Source organism: Pseudomonas sp. R38(2017), from assembly GCF_002112395.1.
In the GTDB taxonomy this organism is placed as follows: Bacteria; Pseudomonadota; Gammaproteobacteria; order Pseudomonadales; family Pseudomonadaceae; genus Aquipseudomonas.
The window spans coordinates 182,539-196,336 of record NZ_NEHN01000005.1 but is presented as its reverse complement, the minus strand read 5'-3'; the positions used below and the strand labels follow the sequence as shown (position 1 = coordinate 196,336).

The 13,798-nt window shown below is 61.6% G+C and carries 12 protein-coding genes and 1 pseudogene; 3 read left to right on the top strand and 10 right to left on the bottom strand.

The window, feature by feature from the left end; genetic code table 11:
* The first annotated feature begins 38 nt into the window (after nt 1-38).
* Nucleotides 39-1,676 (top strand): hybrid sensor histidine kinase/response regulator, encoded by a 1,638-nt coding sequence (locus tag CAF87_RS13880; protein ID WP_085731903.1) that lies wholly within the window; start codon nt 39-41, stop codon nt 1,674-1,676.
* On the opposite strand, the gene yecR is transcribed toward CAF87_RS13880, so the two are convergent.
* From yecR to CAF87_RS13850, 5 genes and pseudogenes are all read right to left on the bottom strand, one after another.
* Nucleotides 1,648-1,956 (bottom strand): YecR family lipoprotein, encoded by a 309-nt coding sequence (gene yecR, locus CAF87_RS13875; RefSeq protein WP_007950440.1) that lies wholly within the window; start codon nt 1,954-1,956, stop codon nt 1,648-1,650. The genes CAF87_RS13880 and yecR overlap by 29 nt on opposite strands.
* Nucleotides 1,957-2,000: 44 nt before the next feature.
* Nucleotides 2,001-2,315: a hypothetical protein gene (locus CAF87_RS13870; RefSeq protein WP_085731902.1), complete on the bottom strand. Its 315-nt coding sequence runs from the start codon at nt 2,313-2,315 to the stop codon at nt 2,001-2,003.
* A 1,301-nt stretch (nt 2,316-3,616) separates the two neighbouring features.
* Nucleotides 3,617-4,795 carry a cystathionine gamma-synthase gene (locus tag CAF87_RS13860; RefSeq protein ID WP_085731901.1) on the bottom strand — a complete coding sequence of 393 codons (1,179 nt, stop codon included), beginning with the start codon at nt 4,793-4,795 and terminating at the stop codon, nt 3,617-3,619.
* Nucleotides 4,792-6,168 (bottom strand): pyridoxal-phosphate dependent enzyme, encoded by a 1,377-nt coding sequence (locus tag CAF87_RS13855; protein WP_085711346.1) that lies wholly within the window; start codon nt 6,166-6,168, stop codon nt 4,792-4,794. Before CAF87_RS13855 ends, CAF87_RS13860 begins: the two co-directional genes overlap by 4 nt.
* A 259-nt stretch (nt 6,169-6,427) precedes the next feature.
* A pseudogene (locus CAF87_RS13850) lies at nt 6,428-7,094 on the bottom strand (hypothetical protein).
* 296 nt (nt 7,095-7,390) lie between these two features.
* Between CAF87_RS13850 and CAF87_RS13845 the strand changes: the two are divergent.
* Entirely contained in the window at nt 7,391-7,651 is a 261-nt protein-coding gene (locus tag CAF87_RS13845) for a ParD-like family protein (protein ID WP_085731900.1), read from the top strand.
* Nucleotides 7,648-8,439, top strand: a complete 792-nt coding sequence (map, locus tag CAF87_RS13840; RefSeq protein ID WP_085731899.1) for a type I methionyl aminopeptidase — start codon at nt 7,648-7,650, stop codon at nt 8,437-8,439. Before CAF87_RS13845 ends, map begins: the two co-directional genes overlap by 4 nt.
* Before the next feature lie 62 nt (nt 8,440-8,501).
* On the opposite strand, the gene CAF87_RS13835 is transcribed toward map, so the two are convergent.
* The 5 genes from CAF87_RS13835 to ribBA form a co-directional block, all read right to left on the bottom strand.
* Complete coding sequence (locus tag CAF87_RS13835) at nt 8,502-9,656, bottom strand: ABC transporter ATP-binding protein (RefSeq protein ID WP_085731898.1); 1,155 nt, start codon at nt 9,654-9,656, stop codon at nt 8,502-8,504.
* A gap of 16 nt (nt 9,657-9,672) precedes the next feature.
* The gene (locus CAF87_RS13830) at nt 9,673-10,482 is read right to left on the bottom strand and encodes an ABC transporter permease (protein WP_085711341.1); all 810 of its coding nucleotides are present in this window, start codon (nt 10,480-10,482) and stop codon (nt 9,673-9,675) included.
* A gap of 6 nt (nt 10,483-10,488) precedes the next feature.
* On the bottom strand, nt 10,489-11,436 hold the full coding sequence (locus CAF87_RS13825) for an ABC transporter permease (RefSeq protein WP_085731897.1): 948 nt from the start codon (nt 11,434-11,436) through the stop codon (nt 10,489-10,491).
* Nucleotides 11,433-12,458: an ABC transporter substrate-binding protein gene (locus CAF87_RS13820; RefSeq protein ID WP_085731896.1), complete on the bottom strand. Its 1,026-nt coding sequence runs from the start codon at nt 12,456-12,458 to the stop codon at nt 11,433-11,435. The genes CAF87_RS13825 and CAF87_RS13820 overlap by 4 nt, the downstream gene beginning before the upstream one ends.
* 166 nt (nt 12,459-12,624) lie before the next feature.
* On the bottom strand, nt 12,625-13,734 hold the full coding sequence (gene ribBA / locus CAF87_RS13815) for a bifunctional 3,4-dihydroxy-2-butanone-4-phosphate synthase/GTP cyclohydrolase II (RefSeq protein WP_085711338.1): 1,110 nt from the start codon (nt 13,732-13,734) through the stop codon (nt 12,625-12,627).
* Between the last annotated feature and the right edge of the window lie 64 nt (nt 13,735-13,798).

The window sequence follows — 13,798 nt, the reverse complement described above, 5'->3', positions numbered from 1 at the left end:
GTGCTGAATCTGACGATTACCGCACAAGGACGTTCCCCATGAAGTTCGAGAAGAACACCGAGCTCGACCAGGCTAACCTGCGCATCATCATCGCCAGTATCGCCTTGGTTTACATGACCGTGCTCGGTTTCCTGCCGGACCAGCACTTCGATACCTATCTGCCGGTCGTCACTTACATTGCCCTGTTTTTGCTGGCCTCCGTCGGGCTGCGCCAGGCCATCGTGCGTTGGCCGGGGCATTATCCGGCGCGGCGGATTTTCGGCATGGTCCACGATTACACCGGCACCTGCTTTGGTCTGGTGGTCGGTGGCGAGGCGGCGCTGCCCATCTATGCCGTCATGGTTTGGGTCAACCTCGGTAACGGCATGCGCTACGGCTCGCGCTATCTGGCGATTGCCACGGTGCTGGCCTTGCTGGCACTGTTGGCGGTCTATCGGTTGACGCCGTACTGGCAGGCGCAACCGTTCATGGTGCTGATGCTGATGATCACCAGCACGGTGATTCCGGTGTACGCGCACTTGCTGCTGGAGCGCACGCGCAAGGCCTCTGAAGAGGCCGTCGCGGCGAATCTGGAGAAATCGCGATTCCTGGCCCAGGCCAGTCACGACCTGCGCCAGCCGATCCACTCCATCGGCCTGTTTACCGCGTGTCTTCGCGAGTCGCGGCTGGGCGAGGAAGAGCGGCGGCTGGTGGACAATATCGACCGGTCGCTGCTCAACGTGTCGCAGCTTTTCCGCTCGATCCTCGATCTGTACACCCTCGATAACGGCCGGGTTCAACCCAGGATGCAAACGCTGGAGCTGGGGCAGTGGCTGACGGAACTGATTCGTCAGAATGCCGAAGCCGCGCGTTGGGCCGGGGTCGATCTGCGCCTGCACCGCTGCGAGCATTGGGTGCGCACCGACCCGGCCCTGTTGGCGACCATGGTGCAGAACGTGCTGTCCAACTGCTTCAAATATGGCGCGCAGCGGCCGGTGCTGGTGGGCGTGCGTAGAAAGGGCGCGGGGTTGGCCATCGTGGTGTATGACCGTGGCAGCGGCATCGCCGAGGAGCATCTGCCCAGGGTTTTCGAGGAGTTTTATCGGGCCCGTCAATTGCGTGACAAGGACGTTGAAGGCGTGGGGCTGGGCCTGTCGATCGTCAAGCGGCTGGGGCAGATGATCGGTGTCGATGTGTTGATTCGCTCGCGGCTGGGGCATGGCACGGCTGTGACGCTGCTGGGGTTGTCACGGGCGGCACCGCAGTTGCCGGTCAGTCGCGACGAGGTTCGTCAAGTCGGATTGCTGACGGGGTTGAAGGTGTGTCTGGTGGAGGATGACCATAACGTTCTGCTGGCGACCTCGGCGCTGCTGGAGCGCTGGGGCTGTGTCGTGCAGGCCGAACTGACGGGGCAGGGGCTGGTCACCGATTGCGACATCATCGTTGCCGACTATGATCTCGGCTCGCACAGCACCGGTATCGAGTGCATCGACGAAGTTCGCCGTCAGCGGGGTTTTGCGGTGCCGGCCATGATCATCACCGGGCACGACATCGAGAAAATCCAGGCGGCCCTGCATGACCGCCAGATAGCTATTCTTTCCAAACCGGTACGCCCGGCCGAGCTGCGCGCGACCTTGCGTGCGCTGCGCGACCGGCAGACCGAAGCGGTCAGCGCTTACACAGATAGTCCTGCGTGATGGTGGTTTGCAGGCAGTTGTACTGGCCCATGGTGCGGCAGATATTTTTCTCCGAGCCGGAGACTTCGGCGCTCTTGTAGCCCCAGACTTTGCAGCGTCCTTCGGCCGTGGCCAGCCCCTGTGCAGCGGAGGTTTGCCCGCTTTCGAACTGGCCCAGTTCATAGGAAACCTGGACGACGCCATCGGTCTTGCTGCCGCCGGTGGCTTCCCATTGTTTCGGTGTGGCGCAGCCGGTGAGCACGACGGCGGCGAGGCTGAGAGTGGCGATGAGTGTTTTCATGATCGAACGCAATCCTTTACCGGATGAGAAGGCGGTGTAACGGTTTACTGGACCGGAATCGGCGACGCGCCTTTGGGCAGGCAGGACAGCGGAGGCGTCATGATGCCCATGCTGGCGACCGCGATGATTGCGCCACTGGGCAGTTCGCAGTTGTATTCGCCGGCGGCGGTGTAGGCGGTGTAGTAGGTCAGGGTGCTGTCGTTGCGGATGTTGCCGATTTTGGAAACAGGCTTGCCGATGACGGTCTGGGCCCGTTCGCGCATGCTGTCTTCGGTGGGCTTGGCGGTCTGGCAACCGGTGGCGCCGAGGAGCAGGGCACCCAGGACGGTGATTCTGGTGAGGCAGAGATGCAGTTTCATGGTGTTGCTTCCTTGATGTTGTTGTTTTTCCAGGCACAACGATCCCGCGCACTGCGCAGCGGCAATGTTGGGGAATGTCGGGGGTTGCGAGGGAATATAACGCCAGGGAACGGGGTGGTCGATTAGCACAAATGTGCTAGTGCGGCGCAACCGGCGGGCCGCCGGTCGCGCCAAAAAGCACTACTGAGGACTGTTGAACTGGTCTGAATAGCTGCCGGTCATGAGGGCGGACGCTACCTGATCGGAGCCCACGCCACGGCGAGAGTAGGCGAGCCGTCTGGCGTCCACCTTGTCTGCGCCATCGGAGGCGACTGCGCCGGCGCCCACGTGGTCGGCACCATCGGAAGCGACGGCCCCAGCGCCCACGTGATCGGCCCCATCAGAGGCGACGGCCCCAGCGCCCACGTGATCGGCCCCATCGGAAGCGACTGCGCCGGCGCCCACGTGATCGGCCCCATCAGAGGCGACGGCCCCAGCGCCCACGTGATCGGCCCCATCGGAAGCGACGGCCCCAGCGCCCACGTGATCGGCCCCATCAGAGGCGACGGCCCCAGCGCCCACATGATCGGCACCGTCAGATGCGACGGCTTTGGCGCCAACGTGATCCGAGCCATCCGAGGCTACCGAACCTGCACCCACATGATCCGCCCCGTCAGACGCCACAGCCTGCGCCTGCGCCGCCCAGACTTCGGGCATCACTACCATCATTGCCGCGACCGCCAGGACCAGGCCTGACCAAAGCTTGTGTTTCATGATTTTCTCCACGACCCATCAGCCACAAAGCATCCGAGCATTGCCCGTCGAACATCGGTGACGGCGCGGCTCGTTGGCCCGGGGTTAACCAGATTGGCGATTGGCACGGGCGCACCACAAGGCGCACGGGTGTCGACGGTTTACATGAAATCCGGACAGCGAATTCAAAAGTATAGTTCGCCCTCGGCGGGTGGCAGGAGGAAGGGCCTTGAAGGCGATAGTCGGTTAGCTTCCTTGCAGGCAAACGCTAGAAAACAATCAATCTAAAAAACGCGTAGCGCAACACAGCGTGTTTGCTAGGCTCAAGAATGTAGGCGAAGACGCAGACTGATGCGCAAGCGGATAGCGAGGAGGCGTTGGGCGCGTTCCGAAGGGTACACGGTTAGAAAGAACCCCGCGCTGGGTTCCAGCCCTTATGCCGTGTGAAGCAGCAGAGCACATTGCCTGTACTGTGGGAGTCCTGATAAACCTCGTAAGCCAGAGACCAGCACTGGCCGCCTACTCAAACACCAAAGCCCGCCTCGTGCGGGCTTTGACGTTTTTGCGGATTAGATACTGGCCAGGGCCTGCGCCAGATCCGCCCGCAGGTCTTCGATATCCTCGACGCCCACCGACAGACGCACCAGGCTGTCACCGATACCAAGCTTGGCACGGGTTTCGGCCGGGATGGTCGCGTGAGTCATGATCGCCGGGTGCTCGATCAAGCTTTCCACACCGCCGAGGCTTTCGGCCAGGGCGAAAATCTGCACGTTCTCCAGGAAGCGGCGAGCGCCTGCCAGATCACTGTTCAGATCCAGGGAAATCATCCCGCCGAAACCACGCATCTGACGCCTGGCCAGTTCGTGCTGCGGATGGGATTCCAGGCCAGGGTAGTAGACGCGCTTCACCTGAGGCTGTTGTTCCAGCCAGCGAGCCAGATCCAGTGCGTTACTGCAATGACGTTCCATGCGCAGCGCCAGTGTCTTCACGCCGCGCAGGGTGAGGAAAGCGTCGAACGGGCCCGAGATGGCGCCGACAGCGTTCTGCAGGAAGCCCAGGCGCTCGGCCAGCGCAGGATTGTCGCCAACCACCGCGATGCCGCCGATCACGTCGGAGTGACCGTTCAGGTATTTGGTGGTCGAGTGCAGCACGATGTCGAAACCCAGTTCCAGCGGACGCTGGATCCACGGGCTGGCGAAGGTGTTGTCGGCCACGCAGATGATCCCGCGCGCCTTGCAGATGCGCGCGATGGCGGCGAGGTCGGACAGACTCAGCAACGGGTTGGTCGGGGTTTCGACCATGACCATGCGTGTGTCGTCCTGTAACGATGCTTCGAACGCGGACAGGTCGGCCAGGTCGACGTAACTGAAACGATGCCCGGCGCTGCGCTGGCGCACCTTGTCGAACAGGCGGAACGTTCCGCCATACAAGTCATTGCCGGAGACGATGTGCGACCCGGCGTCGATCAGTTCGAGCACGGTGGAAATGGTCGCCAGCCCGGACGCGAAGGCAAATGCCTGAGTGCCGCCCTCCAGATCCGCCACGCAACGCTCCAGGGCAAAACGCGTCGGGTTGTGCGAGCGGCCGTAGTCGAACCCCTTGTGCACGCCGGGGCTGTCTTGCAGATAGGTGGAGTTGGCGTAGATCGGCGGCATCAGCGCGCCGGTGGTCGGGTCCGGCGTTTGTCCGGCGTGGATCACGCGAGTGGCGAAACCCTGCGGGCGGGCGTTCTTGTCGTGCTGACTCATGCAAGGGATCTCCGTAGTTGGTTGAGCATGTCGACGCGGGTGATCAGGCCGTGGAAGCCCGAGGCGTCGGCAATGATCGCCACCAGGCCGCTGCTGAGCACGGCTTCCAGTTCAGCCAGGGTCGCGGCGGGGGCGAGGGTTTGCAGTTTGTCCGTCATCGCGCTGGCGACGGGTTTGCTGAAGAGCGTGGCATCTTCGTGTACGCGCACCAGAATGTCCGATTCGTCGATCACACCGACCAGTTGTTTGCCTTCCACCAGCACCGGCAGTTGCGAAACATCCGCCAGGCGCATGCGCTGGAACGCGGTCATCAGGGTGTCGTCCGGGCCGACGCTGACCACTTTGCCGTCTTCGAAGCGACGGGCAATGAGGTCGCGCAAATCGCCGTAGCGTTTGCGCTGCAACAGGCCCTGATCGGTCATCCACTGGTCGTTGTAGACCTTCGACAGGTAGCGTGTACCGGTGTCGCAGACGAAGCTGACCACACGTTTCGGCACAGTCTGCTCACGGCAGTAACGCAGCGCGGCAGCGAGCAGGGTGCCGGTGGACGAACCACCGAGAATGCCCTCGGAACGCAGCAACTGGCGGGCGTGATCGAAGCTTTCTTCGTCGCTGATCGAGTAGGCGCTGCGCACGCTCGACAGGTCGGTGATCGACGGAATGAAGTCTTCGCCGATGCCTTCCACCGCCCACGAACCGGCAGTGCCGAGGTGCTTGCTGCGGCTGTATTCAGCCATGACCGAACCGACCGGGTCGGCCAGGACCATCTCGAGGTCTGGTTGTACGCGTTTGAAGAAACGGGTCAGACCGGTCAGCGTACCGGCGGAACCGACGCCGACCACGATGGCATCCAGATCATGCTCGGTTTGCGCCCAGATTTCAGGCGCGGTGCTGCATTCGTGGGCCAGCGGGTTGGCGGGGTTGTTGAACTGGTCGGCGAAGAATGCGCCGGGGATGTCTTTCGCCAGACGGGCGGCGACGTCCTGGTAATACTCGGGGTGGCCCTTGCCGACATCGGAGCGGGTGATGTGCACTTCGGCGCCCATGGCCTTGAGGTGCAGGACTTTTTCCGTGGACATCTTGTCCGGCACCACCAGCACGACGCGGTAGCCCTTGGCGCGGCCTACCAATGCCAGGCCCAGGCCGGTGTTGCCGGCAGTGGCTTCAACGATGGTGCCACCGGGTTGCAGGCGACCGTCGCGCTCGGCGGCGTCGATCATCGCCAGGCCGATACGATCCTTGATCGAGCCGCCGGGGTTCTGGGATTCGAGCTTGAGAAACAGAGTGCACAGACCGGTATCGAAGCGGGTGACTTGTACCAGCGGAGTATTGCCGATCAGCCCAAGTACGGCAGGGCGTGATTCCTTTGACATTTCTTCACCTCTTTGTGGTGTTGATCGCGTTCCATTCGCGGGGGAAAAGCTCGCGTGCAACATAGGCGCAGACATCAACTGTCGCAACCATTAGTCAGCGTGCAATTCAGCCATTTCGATCTAACCATAGAACGAAATCAGAGAGGGGAAGGGAGCGATTTACCGAGGTTTACACAGAGGCGTCATCGAGTATTCAAAGGGCGTCTTCAGCGGCATGAACAGCTTGATCTGACGATGAATATCCGGCAGCGAAAACCGATCAGTGGTTGCTCATCAGGCCGTGCAGAACACCCAGCCTCAAACCGGGCTCCGACGGCTGCATTTGCGCGATGCCGAACACCTTGAAGGCGGCGAGCATGACCACCAGACCGCCGGGCAGGATGCTCTGACGATGGGGCTGCAGACCGGCGAGTTTCAGTTGCCGCACATTGCTGACTTCCAGCAGGCGAAGCGACAGCCGCAGCAGGCCGCCGTAGGTGATGCCGCCATGACCGTAGTCGTTCAGGCGATTGGCCTTGAGCACTTTGGCCAACATCCGTGCCGTGCCCGAGGAGCCGATGGTCTGCTGCCAGCCCTGGGCGCGATAGCGGCGGGCGACTTTCTCGAATTGCAGGATGGCCACACGCTCAGCCTCTTGAAGGGCTCCGGGGGAAATCTCGCCATTGCGAAAGTAGCGGGCGCTCAGGGCCCTGCTCGAATCCGCGCAGCTTTTTGCCGAACCGCGCCAGGGCCTGCCAGCCGCGATCCAGCGCCATTTCGTCGAGCGCCCGGGCATCGAATCCCTCGGCCAGCCGCACCGGTTCACGCAAGGTTTTCACTTCCTGAATCATGAAGCCCTTTCTGCTGCGGACCGACTGGCCGATCATCATTCGAAACGCATTCGAACCGAGATCGATGGCAGCAAATACCGAGGCGTCTTCTTTCATGGGAATCCTTGCAAAATCCACCGCCCCAGGCCCGGGCGGTTTGCGAGGATTCTGCAATGGCTTCAATGACAACCTGATGACGCGCGGAGGGCGGTTCAATGAATCTAGCGCTGTCATGACACTGTCATTATCGGGTGTCCATACTTGCCCTCAATACATCGCGTGCTTTTCATGATTTTGGCTGCCAACTCTGGCAGCTTTTTTTTGCCTGCGATTTGACTCGTCAGCGAAATTTGCAATTCTAAGGAATGCCCGATTAATATACGTTACATATATATTCCATATCGGATTTTGTCATGGGCATCGTAAAGATTTCAGAGGACATGCACGAGAATCTGCGCATCTCCAGCAACGCACTGAGCCGCTCGATCAACGCGCAGGCCGAGCACTGGATGCGCATCGGCATGCTCGCCGAGCTCTATCCCGACCTTGATCACCACGCCATTTGCCGGTTGCTGATTCGCGCCGAGCTGGCGGGTGGTCTGGATCTGCAACAAATCTGTGCCTTGGCCGATGCCGCGCAGAACATCCCGGTTCAAGAGGCAGCCAAGGCATGAGAAACCCGATCAAGATCAATACCCGGGCTGAAATCGCCCAATCCCGCGTGGCCGGCCAACTGGCAGCCGAGGTACTGGCGATGCTGGTGCCGCACGTCAAGGCTGGCGTTACCACTGATCAACTCGACCGCTTGTGCAACGACTACATCGTCAATGTGCAGAAAGCCATTCCGGCCAACGTCGGTTATCACGGCTTCCCGAAAACCGTCTGCGCGTCGGTCAACGACGTGGTCTGTCACGGCATTCCATCGGGCACGCCTTTGAAGGATGGCGACATCCTCAACCTCGACATCGCCGTGATCAAGGACGGCTGGTTCGGTGACACCAGCCGCATGTACGTGGTCGGCGAGGCTTCAGCCCAGGCGCAGCATCTGATCAAGACCACCTATGAGGCCATGTGCGCCGGTATTCGCGTGGTGCGTCCGGGCGCCACCCTGGGTGACATCGGTCATGCGATTCAAAGTCTGGCGGAAAGGGAAGGTTTCAGCGTGGTGCGCGAATACTGCGGGCACGGGATCGGCAAGGTCTATCACGATGAGCCGCAAGTGCTGCATTACGGCTACCCGAATCAGGGCCTGAAGCTGAAAGCGGGGATGATCTTCACCATTGAGCCGATGCTCAATGCCGGCAAGCGCCATGTGAAGAACATGCCGGATGGCTGGACCGTGCTGACCAAGGATGGCTCGCTGTCGGCGCAGTGGGAACACATGGTGGCGGTTACGGAGGACGGGTTTGAGGTGTTGACGACCTGGCCTGATCAGATCGAAGGTTTTACGGCCATCGCTTGAAAAAAAGGCCACCGCAACCCGACGTTGCGGTGGCCGCAAGTAACACGCGAAACGTCCGCAGGTCAGTGAGCACCCGCGGCTTTGTTCAGATCGCTTTCGGCCCACTCGGTGTAGACGCAGGCATCAGACGTCGCCCAGCGCACCTGCACCGGATCGCCAGCCTTCAACGGCATCCCCGCCGCCGACAGCGCCTTCACCGTCATCGAAGTCCCGCCGGAAGTCACCACACTGCAGGTCTGGCTCTCACCCAGAAACAGCACCTCGACCACCTTCGCCGAAACCTCGTTCCAACCCGCCGCCAACGGCTCGTCATTCGCCTGCTGCACACTCAACGCCAACGCCTTTTCCGGGCGCACCATCAGCAAAACATCCTGCCCGGTCTGCAATCCGGCAGTCAGGCGAATCGACAGCGACTGCCCTTCAAAACTCGCCGCGCCGTTGCCCTGTGCCTTGAGCTTGAGGAAGTTCGAGTTGCCGAGGAACGACGCCACAAATGCATTCGGCGGATTCTGGTACAGGTCATAACCGCTGCCGAGCCCGACAATCTTGCCGTGACTGAAAATCGCGATGCGCTGGGACAGGCGCATGGCTTCTTCCTGATCGTGGGTCACGTAGACGATGGTGATGCCGAGGCGGCGGTGCAGTTGGCGCAATTCATCCTGCAAATCTTCACGAAGTTTCTTGTCCAGCGCGCCGAGGGGTTCGTCCATCAACAGGATGCGTGGCTCGTAAACCAGCGCCCGGGCGATGGCGACCCGTTGCTGCTGGCCGCCGGACAGTTGCGAAGGGCGGCGATGGGCGAACTGCTCCAGTTGCACCAGTTTCAGCATCGCGTCGACACGTTTGTCACGCTCGGCCGCCGCGAGTTTGCGGATCGCCAGCGGGAACGCGATGTTGTCGCGCACCGACAGATGCGGGAACAGCGAGTAACGCTGGAACACCATGCCGATGTCGCGTTTGTGCGGCGGCACGTTGACCAGCGACTGGCAGTTGACCAGGATCTCGCCGCTGCTCGGGGTTTCGAACCCGGCGAGCATCGACAGTGTGGTGCTTTTGCCCGAGCCGCTGGAGCCGAGAAAGGTCAGGAACTCGCCGTCCTTGATGTCCAGCGAGATGTTGTCCACGGCGGCGAAATCGCCGTAGTGCTTGTTCAGGTTGCGCAGGCTGACCAGGGGTTTGTCGTTCTGCTGGGATGCGTCTTTGATCACGGCACTCATGTCGTACTCCTGGCGCTCAGGCGCTGATTTCGTTGCGCCGGCGCAGCGCGGCGGCGATCACCATGACCAATACCGACAGGCCGATCAGCAGCGTCGAGGCGACGGCGATCACGGGCGTCAGGTCCTGGCGCAGGGTGGTCCACATTTTCACGGGAAGGGTTTGCAGGGTCGGGCTGGCCATCATCACGCTCAGCACTACTTCGTCCCACGAAACCAGGAAAGCGAAGAGGGCGCCGGCCACCATCCCCGGACGAATCGCCGGAAAGGTCACCTTGAACACCGCTTGCAGGCGTGACGCCCCGCAGATCACCGCCGCATCTTCAATCGACTGATCGAACAGCTTCAGCGAGTTGATGATCGAGATGATGGTGAACGGCAGCGCAACGATCACATGGCTGACGACGAAGGCGAACATCGTCCCGGTGTAGCCGAGCTTGAGGAACAGCGCGTACACCGCCACGGCGATGATCACCAGCGGCACGATCATCGGCAGGGTGAACAGGCCGTAGAGCATTTCCCGGCCGGGGAAGCGTCCGCGCACCAGGGCGAAAGCAGTCGGCAAACCTAGGGCCACGGCGCAGATCGTGGTCAGTACCGCAACCTTGAGGCTGGCTGCCGCTGCGTTCATCCAGTCGGCGTTGGAGAAGAACTGGCCGTACCATTTCAGCGTCCAGCCCGGCGGCGGGAATACCAGCCACTGGGACGAGCCGAACGACAGCAGGACAATAAAAACGATCGGCAGCAGCAGAAACAGCGCGATCAGCCCGGTGGTGGCGTACAGGCCGAAGCGCATCCGGCGGCTCATGGCATTGGGGGTCAGGAGCATCTCGGCTTACCTCGCGTTACTGGCGCCAACCGGGGATTCCGGCTGCAGCTTCAGGTAGACGTAGAACAGCACCAGCGTGATGACGATCAGCAACGCGGCGCCGGCGCTGGCCAGGCCCCAGTTGAGGAACGACTGCACCTGCTGAATGATGAACTCCGGCAGCATCATGTTCTGCGCCCCGCCCAGCAGCGCCGGGGTGACGTAGTAACCGAGCGACATCACGAACACCATCAACCCGCCGGACGCCAGACCCGGCCGGCACAGCGGCAGGAACACCCGGAAGAAGTTGGTCCACGGGCTCGCGCCACAGATCGAGCCGGCCTGCAGGATCATCGGGTCGATGGCCTGCATGGTCGCCTGCAACGGCAGCACGATGAACGGGATCATGATGTAGCTCATGCCGATCACCACGCCGGTCAGGTTGTGCACCATTTCCAGCGGCTGATCGATGATGCCCATGGCCATCAAGGCTTTATTGATGACGCCCGAAGCCTGTAACAGCACCAGCCACGAATAAGTGCGGGCGAGGAGACTGGTCCACATCGACAGCAGCACGATGTTGAGGATCCAGCGGCCCCAGCCGCGCGGCACCAGAGTGATCGCCCATGCCAGCGGAAAGCCCAGCAACAGGCTGAACACCGTCACCAGTCCTGCCACCGAGAAGGTGTTGAACAGCACCCGTGCGTAAGCCGAGTTGGCGAACAGTTGTTCGTAGTTGCCAAGGCCCGGCACCGGTTCCAGCACGCCGCGCAACAGCAGGCCAATCAACGGCGCGAGAAAGAACAGGCCGAGGAACAGCAGCGCCGGCGCGAGGTTGCCGGCGCCGCGCCAGCGTTGCTTGAGGGACGGGGCTGGCGCCATCGTACTGGCCTTTTTTCCGGCGGCCGACCCGGCAGCGCTGGCGGCGCTCCCGGTGGCAGTGGAGGGACGGGACGCGGTGGCCGCCATTTTCATTTGACCAGCCATTCGTTCCACCGTGTCGCGATGGACTGGCCATTCTTGGCCCAGTACGCGAAATCAAGAGTGATCTGATCCTTAGCGTAGGCAGTCGGCAGGTTCGGGGCCAGCGTCGAGTCCAGACGCTGCACACTGTCGACGTTGACCGGGGCATAGGCGGTCAGGTTGGAGAAGTCCGCTTGACCCTTGGCACTGCTGGCGCTGGCCAGGAACTTCATCGCCGCGTCCTTGTTTTTCGAGCCCTTTGGCACGACCAGAATGTCAGCCATTACGAGGTTCTGTTTCCAGCTCACGCCCACCGGTGCGCCGTCTTCTTGCAGGGCGTGAATCCGGCCGTTCCAGAACTGGCCCATGCTCGCTTCACCGGAGGCCAGCAGTTGCTGCGATTGCGCGCCGCCGCCCCACCAGACGATGTCTTTCTTGATGGTGTCGAGTTTCTTGAAGGCGCGATCCAGGTCCAGCGGGTAGAGCTTGTCGGCCGGTACGCCGTCGGCGAGCAGGGCCAGTTCAAGCACGCCGGGGCTCGGCCATTTGTACAGGGCGCGTTTGCCGGGGTAGGTCTTGGTGTCGAACAGTGCGCTCCAGTCCTGCGGCTTGTTGGCGCCGAGTTTGCCCTCGTTATAGCCGAGGACGAAGGAGAAGAAGAACGAGCCGACGCCATAGTCGCTGACGAAGCGTGGGTCGATCTTGTCGCGCTGGATCTGTTTGAAATCGAGGGGTTCGAGCAGGCCCTCGGACGCGGCGCGCAGGGCGAAATCGGCTTCGACGTCGACCACGTCCCATTGAACGTTGCCGCTTTCGACCATGGCCTTGAGTTTGCCGTAGTCGGTCGGGCCGTCCTGCACGACGGTGATGCCGCTGGCCTTGCTGAACGGATCAGCCCAAGCCTGTTTCTGCGCATCCTGGGTGCTACCGCCCCAGCTGACAAAGTTCACACTCACGGCGGCCATCGCGGCCTGACCGGTCACGCTCAGCAGTCCCGCAAGAAAGATCGCGGTTGCAGCTTTGTTCAACACCATTTTTACGCCCTCATTGTTGTGTTTTTGAGCGGGCTTGCGTTGTTGCCCGCCTGTCGGGAGCAGTAGCTGGACGGTTTTTCAGGTCGTCCGGTCTATGGAATATCATATTATGGTATTCCAAACTTTGTGCAAGCACTTTGCCTTACCGGCTATCTGGCAAACAGGGTTATTCGGTGAACGGAATGCTCTCGACCACTTCCAGATCGTAGCCAGTCAAACCGGCGTATTTCAGCGGCGGGCCCAGGTGGCGCAGCTTGCCGACGCCCAGGTTCTGCAGAATCTGCGCCCCGGTGCCAACCTCCGAATAGATCCGCGATTGCGAACGACTGAACTGCCGTGGCGGCTGTGTCAGTTGCGGCACCCGCTCCAGCAACGCCTGCGACGACTCATGATTGGCCAGCACCACGACCACGCCATGGCCTTCGGCGGCGACCCGTTGCAGCGCTGCCCACAGCGTCCAGTTCGTCGGCCCGCTGTACTCGGCGCCGACCAGATCCCGCAGCGGGTCGATCACATGCACACGCACCAGCGTCGGTTCCTCACGGCGCAATTCACCCATGACCATCGCCATGTGTACGCCGCCCTCGATGCGGTCTTCGAAGGTGATCAAACGGAAGGTGCCATGCACCGTCGGCAATTCCCGTTCGCCGATGCGTTCGATGGTGTGTTCGGTGCTCAGGCGATAGTGGATCAGGTCGGCGATGGTGCCGATCTTGATCCCGTGCTTGCGCGCAAAGACTTCCAGATCCGGACGACGGGCCATGGTGCCGTCGTCGTTCATCACCTCGACGATCACCGAGGCCGGGGTGAAACCCGCCAGACGCGCCAGATCGCAACCGGCCTCGGTGTGGCCGGCACGGGTCAGCACGCCACCTTCCTTGGCGCGCAGCGGGAAGATATGGCCGGGTTGCACCAAGTCTTCTGCGCGAGCATTTGGCGCCACCGCAGCGGCCACCGTACAAGCGCGGTCAGCGGCGGAAATCCCGGTAGTCACGCCGACCGCCGCTTCAATGGAAACTGTGAACGCGGTGCTGAACACGCTGCCATTGCTCGGTACCATCTGCTCCAGCCCCAGGCGCTGGCAGTGATCGTCGGTCAACGTCAGGCAGATCAGCCCCCGAGCCTCACGAGCCATGAAACTGATCGCTTCGGGCGTGCAACGGTCGGCGGCCAGTAGCAGGTCGCCTTCGTTTTCCCGGTCTTCGTCATCGACCAGCAACACCATTTTGCCGAGGCGATAATCTTCGATGATTTCTTCGATGCTGTTGAAGGCCATGCTGGACTCTCGATGTGGATGAAATTCGTGGTATACCATAATACAAATTCAACCAAGAGGTCAC

What these genes read in the sequence shown, in the direction of transcription:
- CAF87_RS13880 (WP_085731903.1), top strand. Translation starts at nt 39, where the DNA reads ATGAAGTTCGAGAAGAACACCGAGCTCGACCAGGCTAACCTGCGCATC.
- yecR (WP_007950440.1), bottom strand. Translation starts at nt 1,956, where the DNA reads ATGAAAACACTCATCGCCACTCTCAGCCTCGCCGCCGTCGTGCTCACC.
- CAF87_RS13870 (WP_085731902.1), bottom strand. Translation starts at nt 2,315, where the DNA reads ATGAAACTGCATCTCTGCCTCACCAGAATCACCGTCCTGGGTGCCCTG.
- CAF87_RS13860 (WP_085731901.1), bottom strand. Translation starts at nt 4,795, where the DNA reads ATGAGTCAGCACGACAAGAACGCCCGCCCGCAGGGTTTCGCCACTCGC.
- CAF87_RS13855 (WP_085711346.1), bottom strand. Translation starts at nt 6,168, where the DNA reads ATGTCAAAGGAATCACGCCCTGCCGTACTTGGGCTGATCGGCAATACT.
- CAF87_RS13845 (WP_085731900.1), top strand. Translation starts at nt 7,391, where the DNA reads ATGGGCATCGTAAAGATTTCAGAGGACATGCACGAGAATCTGCGCATC.
- map (WP_085731899.1), top strand. Translation starts at nt 7,648, where the DNA reads ATGAGAAACCCGATCAAGATCAATACCCGGGCTGAAATCGCCCAATCC.
- CAF87_RS13835 (WP_085731898.1), bottom strand. Translation starts at nt 9,656, where the DNA reads ATGAGTGCCGTGATCAAAGACGCATCCCAGCAGAACGACAAACCCCTG.
- CAF87_RS13830 (WP_085711341.1), bottom strand. Translation starts at nt 10,482, where the DNA reads ATGCTCCTGACCCCCAATGCCATGAGCCGCCGGATGCGCTTCGGCCTG.
- CAF87_RS13825 (WP_085731897.1), bottom strand. Translation starts at nt 11,436, where the DNA reads ATGAAAATGGCGGCCACCGCGTCCCGTCCCTCCACTGCCACCGGGAGC.
- CAF87_RS13820 (WP_085731896.1), bottom strand. Translation starts at nt 12,458, where the DNA reads ATGGTGTTGAACAAAGCTGCAACCGCGATCTTTCTTGCGGGACTGCTG.
- ribBA (WP_085711338.1), bottom strand. Translation starts at nt 13,734, where the DNA reads ATGGCCTTCAACAGCATCGAAGAAATCATCGAAGATTATCGCCTCGGC.